The following is an 854-nucleotide window of genomic DNA, read 5'->3' as shown; positions in this document are numbered from 1 at the left end:
CGGACCTCGACCAGGAAGTGGGCGCGTTCCGCGACCGGTCGCTGACCGGCGAGGCGTTCCCCTACGTCTTTTTGGACGCGACCTACTGCAAAGCTCGGGTGAACCACCGCGTGGTGTCTCAGGCGGTGGTGATCGCCACCGGGGTCCGCGCCGACGGGTGGCGCGAAGTGTTGGGCTTCGCCGTGGGCGACAGCGAGGACGGCGCGTTCTGGACCAGCTTCCTGCGCAGCCTCAAGGCCCGCGGCCTGGGTGGGGTGCAGCTGGTCATCTCCGATGCCCACACCGGGCTCAAGCAGGCCATCAACGCGGTCCTGCTCGGCGCCGCCTGGCAAAGGTGCCGGGTGCATTTCCTGCGCAACATCCTTGCGCAGGTCCCGAAGGGATCCGCCGAGATGGTCGCCGCGGCGATCCGCACGATCTTCGCCCAGCCCGACGCCGACCACGTCCGAGAGCAGTTGGGGGTGATCGCCGGCATGCTCGGCCGCCAGTTCCCCAAGGTCGAGGCCATGCTCCGGGACGCCGCCACCGACCTGCTCGCGTTCACCGCGTTCCCGGTCGCGCATTGGAAGAAGATCTGGTCGACCAACCCGCTCGAGCGGCTGAACAAGGAGGTCAAACGCCGCACCGACGTCGTCGGCGTCTTTCCCAACCCCGAAGCCCTGCTGCGGCTGGCCGGCGCCGTGTTGGTCGAAGCCCACGACGAATGGCAGGCCACCGACCGCCGCTACCTCGGCGAAGCCACCATGGCCCTGCTCGCCACCCCGACACCACCGGAAGGGGTGGCCACCGCCGAACTCATGACGGCATGATCTGAACCGCAGAGCCTCCCGCGGAGCGAGTTACACCACGCAGCG

The 854-nt window shown here is 68.9% G+C and carries 1 protein-coding gene; it reads left to right on the top strand.

Annotated features, from left to right (window positions below):
* Positions 1 to 809: IS256 family transposase (locus tag RM445_RS32025; RefSeq protein ID WP_311560608.1), on the top strand; the 809-nt coding region annotated here is incomplete at its 5' end.
* Between the last annotated feature and the right edge of the window lie 45 nt (positions 810 to 854).

This window comes from Pseudonocardia charpentierae (genome assembly GCF_031845345.1).
Lineage (GTDB): Bacteria > Actinomycetota > Actinomycetes > Mycobacteriales > Pseudonocardiaceae > Pseudonocardia > Pseudonocardia charpentierae.
The sequence above is the reverse complement of the archived record's forward strand: the minus strand, read 5'-3'. Positions and strand labels throughout refer to the sequence as shown.